Annotated in this window: 1 protein-coding gene; it reads right to left on the bottom strand. The window is 53.0% G+C overall.

What is annotated here, in order from left to right; all coding sequences use genetic code 11:
- Window positions 1-219 (bottom strand): phosphatidylglycerophosphatase A (locus tag ABGT15_RS14735; RefSeq protein ID WP_367232219.1); only part of this gene is annotated, 219 nt, incomplete at both ends.

The following is a 219-nucleotide window of genomic DNA, read 5'->3' on the forward strand; positions in this document are numbered from 1 at the left end:
CCATCAGGGTTATCCACATGCCGACAAACTCATCCCACACGATACTGCCGTGATCGTCCGTCCACATGTCTTTCGCCGTTCGATGGCAGATATAGACCCCAATACAGATGGAGAACATCACCACCAGCGAGTAAAGCTGCCATGGCAGAAAGGTCATCAGAAACCAGAATGGAATAGCCGCCAGCGAACCCATGGTGCCTGGCACAATCGGGCTTAAGC

This window comes from Flavobacterium enshiense (assembly GCF_040750275.1).
GTDB classification, from domain to species: Bacteria; Bacteroidota; Bacteroidia; order Flavobacteriales; family Flavobacteriaceae; genus Flavobacterium; species Flavobacterium enshiense_B.